The 6,002-nt window shown below is 75.7% G+C and carries 6 protein-coding genes; 3 read left to right on the forward strand and 3 right to left on the reverse strand.

Going from position 1 to position 6,002, the window contains the following annotated elements:
• Window positions 1-1,821, reverse strand: a 1,821-nt coding sequence (locus tag FA014_RS17330; protein WP_154730883.1) for a DEAD/DEAH box helicase, incomplete at its 3' end; no start/stop codon positions are given.
• A 256-nt stretch (window positions 1,822-2,077) separates the two neighbouring features.
• Complete coding sequence (locus FA014_RS17335; protein WP_154730884.1) at window positions 2,078-2,494, reverse strand: CoA-binding protein; 417 nt, start codon at window positions 2,492-2,494, stop codon at window positions 2,078-2,080.
• A gap of 131 nt (window positions 2,495-2,625) precedes the next feature.
• Here FA014_RS17335 and FA014_RS17340 point away from each other — a divergent pair, with 131 nt between their 5' ends.
• The 3 genes from FA014_RS17340 (at window position 2,626) to FA014_RS17350 (ending at window position 4,524) form a co-directional block, all read left to right on the forward strand.
• Window positions 2,626-3,237: a CDP-alcohol phosphatidyltransferase family protein gene (locus FA014_RS17340; RefSeq protein ID WP_154730885.1), complete on the forward strand. Its 612-nt coding sequence runs from the start codon at window positions 2,626-2,628 to the stop codon at window positions 3,235-3,237.
• Between the two features lie 74 nt (window positions 3,238-3,311).
• Window positions 3,312-4,190: a DUF881 domain-containing protein gene (locus FA014_RS17345; RefSeq protein ID WP_154730886.1), complete on the forward strand. Its 879-nt coding sequence runs from the start codon at window positions 3,312-3,314 to the stop codon at window positions 4,188-4,190.
• 1 nt (window position 4,191) lies between these two features.
• The gene (locus tag FA014_RS17350; RefSeq protein ID WP_147796766.1) at window positions 4,192-4,524 is read left to right on the forward strand and encodes a small basic family protein; all 333 of its coding nucleotides are present in this window, start codon (window positions 4,192-4,194) and stop codon (window positions 4,522-4,524) included.
• Here the strand turns inward: FA014_RS17350 and FA014_RS17355 are convergent.
• Window positions 4,514-5,728, reverse strand: coding sequence for an acyltransferase family protein (locus FA014_RS17355; RefSeq protein WP_154730887.1), 1,215 nt, complete (start codon window positions 5,726-5,728; stop codon window positions 4,514-4,516). The two genes, FA014_RS17350 and FA014_RS17355, sit on opposite strands and share 11 nt — an antisense overlap.
• Window positions 5,729-6,002: the final 274 nt, after the last annotated feature.

Consider the following 6,002-nt stretch of genomic DNA (forward strand, 5'->3'; position numbering starts at 1 on the left):
TGCCGCGCGGACCGCAGCCACAGGTCGCCCTCGTACAGCGCGATCAGCTGCGCCGACACGAAGCGCATCTTGGACGCGAGCTGCATGTCGACCTTGCGCTGGAACGCGATGCCCGGCGTCGACCCGGATGCGCAGCGGGCGGCCGGCGACGCGGGCGCGGCCGATGCGGTCGAACGCCTCGGTGCTCAGGCCGGCGGGGATCTCGACCAGCGAGAACGTGGAGAAGATGTCGATCTTCCCGAGGTCCTTGCCGGTCAGGCCGCCCTCGTTGGTCAGGGCGCCGACGATCGCGCCGGGCTGCGCACCGTGCTGGTGGCCGACGGCCACGCGGTACCGCGGGACGCCGGTCGGGCGGGCGCGGTCGCGCTGGCGGTCGTCGCCCGTCCGCGGGGCGCGGTCGTCGCGGCGGACGCCGCGCTCGGGCGTGAGGTGCGCCCGGGACAGCGCGTCGTCCATGTCGTCGCCCTCGGCGGTGCGGGGCGCGGGGCCCTCGTCGCCGACGGCCAGCGCGGCGAGCGTGGCGACCAGGTCGGTCGCCTCGATCGCGGGGTGCGCGGCCAGGAACTCCGCGGCGGCCGTGCGGTAGAGCTCCAGGCGGCCGAGGTCGAGGCGGGCCGGGACCCGGCCCAGCAGGGTGGCGACGCGGTGCGCCGACACGTCCGCGGGGGACGGGATCTGGATCTGCTCGAGCTGCTGGCGGGTGGTCCGCTCGATGGAGCGGAGCTTGCCGTTCTCGTTCGGGGTGACGAACGTCAGCGCCTCGCCGGTGCGGCCCGCGCGGCCTGTGCGGCCGATGCGGTGCACGTACGCCTCGGGCTCGCCCGGGACGTCGAAGTTCACGACGAGGCCGATGCGGTCGATGTCGAGGCCGCGGGCGGCGACATCCGTCGCGACCAGCACGTTGATCGCGCCGGACCGCACGCGCTCGACGATCTTCTCCCGGTCGCCCTGGGCGACGTCGCCGGAGATGTACGCGGCGGCGACGCCCCGCTCGACCAGCGACACGGCGACGTCCTCGGCCGCGCTGCGGGTCCGGACGAACACGATCGCCGCGTCGGCGTCGGAGACCGCGAGCACGCGGGCCAGGGCGCCGGCCTTGTGCCGGAACGGCACCACGGCGTAGGTCTGCCGGACGCTCGACACCGTGGACGACTGCCGCGCCACGGTGATCTCGACCGGGTCGGTCAGGTGCTGCGCGGCGACGCGGCGGATGGCCGGCGGCATGGTCGCGGAGAACAGGGCGACCTGCTTGTGGGCGGGCGTCGCGGAGGCGATCCGGTCGACGTCGTCGACGAAGCCCATGCGGAGCATCTCGTCGGCCTCGTCCAGCGCGAGGAACCGCACCGAGTCCAGCCGGAGGGAGCCGCGGTCGAGGTGGTCGATCACGCGGCCCGGCGTGCCGACGACGACCTGGGCGCCGCCGCGCAGCGCGCGCTGCTGCGGCAGGTACGGCGAGCCGCCGTAGACGGGGACGACCTCGAGGCCGGGCATCTTCGACGCGAACGACTCGAGCGCCTCGGCGACCTGCATCGCGAGCTCGCGGGTCGGGGCCAGGACGATCGCCTGGACCTCGCGGAGCTCCGGGTCGACGGCGGCGAGGAGCGGCAGGCCGAACGCGGCCGTCTTGCCCGTGCCGGTCTGGGCCACGCCGGTGATGTCGCGGCCGGCGAGCAGGGCCGGGATGGCCTCGGCCTGGATCGCGGTGGGGGTGGTGAAGCCGAGCGCCAGGACGGCCTCGCGCAGCGGCGCGGGCAGGTCGAGGTCGGCGAAGGTGAGGGAGGGGGCGGTCTCGGGCAGGGCAGGGTCGAGCACAGACGTCATGGAGGACAGCACCGTTTCGTGTCGCTGGGGGGAGCTGTGGGCCGCCCGGGTTCCGGTCGGCCACGCGGTCGCACTCCCACACCCACACATCACGAGGCCGCCACGTCAGGAACTGGGGGTGGGGGCCTCGGCACGCACATCACGGGACACTGCGACTGACTCCGAGTTCCACCAGTCTACCGGTGACGGCGCCCGGACGGGTGGACGGGGCGCGGTGACCTCCGGCACACGCCCCCCGGCGGCGTGCGGCACCGGCTCAGCCGAGGCCGCGCCGCCGCCCCTCGATCGCCGGGCAGGCGTCCATCACGACGTCCAGACCCGCGGCCGCCGCGCGTCCGGCGGCCGCCTCGTCGACCACGCCGAGCTGCAGCCACACCGCCCGCGCCCCGACCGCGATCGCCTGGTCGACCACGTCGCCGGCGAGCGTCGAGTTCACGAAGACGTCCACCACGTCGACGCCCTTGTCGACCTCCGCCAGGGTCCGCACGCCGGCCGCGCCGTGCACCGTCTCGGCCCGGGGGTGCACCGGCACGACCGTCTGCCCGAGGTCCTGCAGGTAGGCGGCGACGCCGTACGCGGCGCGCGCCCGGTTGGTGGACAGGCCGACGACGGCCCAGGTGGCGGGCGTGCGGAGCAGGCGGTCGATCACGGCGGGGTCGTTCACGTGGGCCATGCGGTCAGCGAACCACGGCCGGACCGCCGCCGCGCGGGACCCGACGCGGCCGGTGCGCGGGGTGACCCGGGCAGCGGCCCCCACCTGCGTAGGATGAGGCCGGTCGATCGGGCGTGCGAGGCGGGAGAGCTGTGGCAGAGCGGGACGTGGTGAGCGACCGCGTCCTCACCGTGCCGAACGTGATCAGCCTGGTGCGGCTGCTGATGGTGCCGGTGTTCGCGGTGCTGATCGCGGCGGGGCACGACGGCTGGGCCCTCGGGGTCCTCGCGGTGTCCGGTGCCAGCGACTGGCTCGACGGCGTGCTCGCGCGCCGGCTCGGGCAGGTGTCGCGTCTCGGCCAGGTGCTCGACCCGGCGGCGGACCGGCTGTTCATCCTCGTCACGCTGCTCGGCCTCGCGGCCCGCGGGGTCGTCCCGTGGTGGCTGGTCGTCGTGCTGCTGGCCCGCGAGGCGATGCTCCTCGTGATGCTGGTCGTCCTGGCGCGGCACGGCTACGGGCCGCTGCAGGTGCACCTGGCCGGCAAGGCGGGGACGTTCGCCCTGCTGTACGCGTTCCCCCTGCTGCTGCTCGCGCACTGGGGCGGCATCGTCGGCGACCTGGCGTCCGTGCTCGGCTGGGCCTGCGCCTGGTGGGGCGTCGGCCTGTACTGGTTCGCCGGTGCGCTGTACGTGCGCCAGGCGTGGGTGCTGCTGGGGCGGCGCGGCGGCGCGGACGCGGGTGAGCCCCGCACGGTGGTGGCGTGACGGACCCCCGCGCGGGGGACCGACCCGGCCGAGGCCCCACGGGGAGCCCGGTGTGGCGCCGTCCGGACGCCTCGATGTCGCTGCTGACCGAGGTGACGCAGCACCCGCTGGACCCCGAGTACCGCGAGGCCGCCGAGCGCCGCGCCGCCGCCGGCAGGACGCGGCGCCGTGGCGGGTTCGGCACCGCGGCCGTGGCCGCCCTGGCGGTGGCCCTCGGCGCGGCCACGACCTGGTCCGTCCTCGCGCTGCGGGCCCCGCAGCCGTCGGCGATCGCCGCGCGCGAGGTGCTGGCCGGCCAGATCACCGAGCGGAGCGCCGAGGTGGACCGGTTGCGCGAGCGCAGCGGCACGCTGTCGGACGAGATCGCGGTGCTGCAGCAGCAGGCGCTGTCCGGCGTCGACGCGCCGCTGCTCGACCAGCTCGCGGTCGACTCCGTGGCCTCGGGCGCGACGGCGGTGACCGGCGACGGCCTGCGGATCACCCTGCAGGACGCCGACACGGACGACGACGACCCGAACGGCCGCGTCCGCGACTCCGACCTGCAGCTGGTGGTCAACGGGCTGTGGGCGTCGGGCGCCGAGGCGATCGCCGTCAACGGCGAGCGTCTGGGCCCGACCACCGCGATCCGCACCGCCGGGGACGCGATCCTGGTGGACGTCGTGCCGCTGGTCGGGCCGTACACGGTCGAGGCGATCGGCGACCCGCAGGGCATGCAGACCGCCCTCGCGCGCACGTCCGGCGGGCAGCTGCTCGCCGTGCTGCAGTCCACCTACGGCATCCCGACCCGGGTGTCGTCGCAGCGCGACCTGCACCTGCCCGCGGCCGGCACCGTGACGCTGCGGTCGGCGCAGCTGCCGGAGGGCGTGCCCGTCCTGCCCGGCGCGGCGCCGTCGGCGACGGGATCGCCGTCGCCGTCGGGCACACTGTCCACGGACGAGAACGAGGGGGACTGAGTTGATCGCGGTGATCGGCCTGATCGTCGGCGTGGTGGCGGGCCTGGTGCTCGAGCCCACGGTGCCGGCGGCGCTGCAGCCCTACCTCCCCATCGCGGTGGTCGCGGCCCTGGACGCGCTGTTCGGCGGGTTCCGGGCCGTGCTCGACGGCCTGTTCGACGACCGGGTGTTCCTCGTGTCGTTCCTGTCGAACGTCGTCGTGGCCGCCCTGATCGTGTTCCTCGGCGACCAGCTCGGCGTCGGCTCGCAGCTGTCGACCGGGGTGGTGGTCGTGCTGGGCATCCGGATCTTCTCCAACGTGGCCGCGATCCGACGGCACCTGTTCAAGGCGTGACGGACGTGAGCGGCACCGGCCCCGAGGACGCGACGCCGTCCGCCGGCGCGCCCGGGCCGGCCGCGCCCGCCGCGGGCACGCCCGCCGCGAGCGGGAACGACCACGCCACGTCCCACGGCCGGCTGTGCCGCGCCCGCCGGCCGTGGGGCGCGTGCGGCGGCGGGGCGGCGCCCAGCCGCGGGGCCGGGGCCGGCAGCGTCGCGAGGATGCGCGCGCGGGCGGGCAGCTCGACGCCCCGCCACAGCAGAAACGCGAGCCCGGCGGACGCGACGAGCACCAGCCCGATCGCCGCCGGGCCGCGCACGGGCGTCGCCACGACGACCTTGATGACCAGCTCGTGCAGCAGGTAGAAGGAGAACGACAGCGCCCCGCCCAGCTTGACCGCCGGGTGCAGCGCCCACCGGTTCCGCCCGTCGATGTCGCCCCACGCGCACCCGGCGGCGAGCGGGGCGAAGATCGCGGCGAGCACGGCGGTCAGCGCGGTGGGGTGGACGTCGACGGCGGCCGCGCCGAGCACGCAGGCGGCGAGCACGGCGAGCAGCGCCCACGCCGGGATCCGCGGCCGCCAGCCCTCGCGCACGGCCAGCGCCGTCACCATGCCGAGCAGGAACTCCGGCAGCCGGGCGGGCGGCAGGTGGAACAGCACCGGGATCAGCGTCGGCCAGGCCAGCGCGACGGCCACCGGGGCGGCGAGCGCGGCACCGGCGACGAGGGCCCGCGTGCGCGCGCTCATCCGGCGCAGCGTCCAGAGCAGCGCCGGGAACGCGGCGTAGAAGGCGATCTCGCACGACAGCGACCACGCGACGCCGTTGACGGCGAACACCACGTCGCGGTCGGGCGACCACGCCTGCACGAGGAGCGCCCCGGACAGCAGCGTCCCGGGGTCGACCCGGCTCCCGACGACCAGCACGGTCACCGCGAGGCCGATCGCGAACGCCGTGAGGTGGTTCGGCAGGATGCGGGCGAGCCGGCGGGTGTAGAACGCGCCGAGCGTGGTGCCGGGCTGCGCGGTCCAGGTGAGCACGAACCCGGAGAGCACGAAGAACAGCCCGACCCCGGTGTAGAACGCGCTGGAGCCGCGCACCACCTGCAGGTTCCAGGAGTTGACGTGGTAGAGCATCACGAGCAGCGCGCCGGCGGCCCGCAGGCCGTTGAGGCTCCAGAGGACGGGCAGGCGGTCGCCGCTGGACGCGGTACCCGTCACTTCGCCCTCCCGGGGTGGCAGTCGTCGGCCGGGGCTGGTCGCGGCTGCGCGGGAGCCCCGCGGCAGGCCTGTCGTTGCGGTGCAAATTAGGACAAACGGTGCAGATCATGTCAAGAGGGGTGCCGCCGTCAGGGTGAGTGTGTCGGTGGCGCCGGCACGTTCGGCCGGGTCGCCGTGGCCGTGCCGGTCGCGCTGGTCGCCATCGCGGTCCGGCTGATGCGGCACCCCGACCGCAACCAGGCGAACTCCCGCATCGGCATCGGCGTCACCGCGA

The sequence above is a fragment of the Cellulomonas hominis genome (genome assembly GCF_005239125.1).
In the GTDB taxonomy this organism is placed as follows: domain Bacteria; phylum Actinomycetota; class Actinomycetes; order Actinomycetales; family Cellulomonadaceae; genus Cellulomonas; species Cellulomonas hominis_A.

Bases quoted from the DNA above. Each gene is read 5' to 3' on its own strand.
- FA014_RS17335 (WP_154730884.1), bottom strand. From the start codon at position 2,494: ATGGCCCACGTGAACGACCCCGCCGTGATCGACCGCCTGCTCCGCACG.
- FA014_RS17345 (WP_154730886.1), top strand. From the start codon at position 3,312: ATGTCGCTGCTGACCGAGGTGACGCAGCACCCGCTGGACCCCGAGTAC.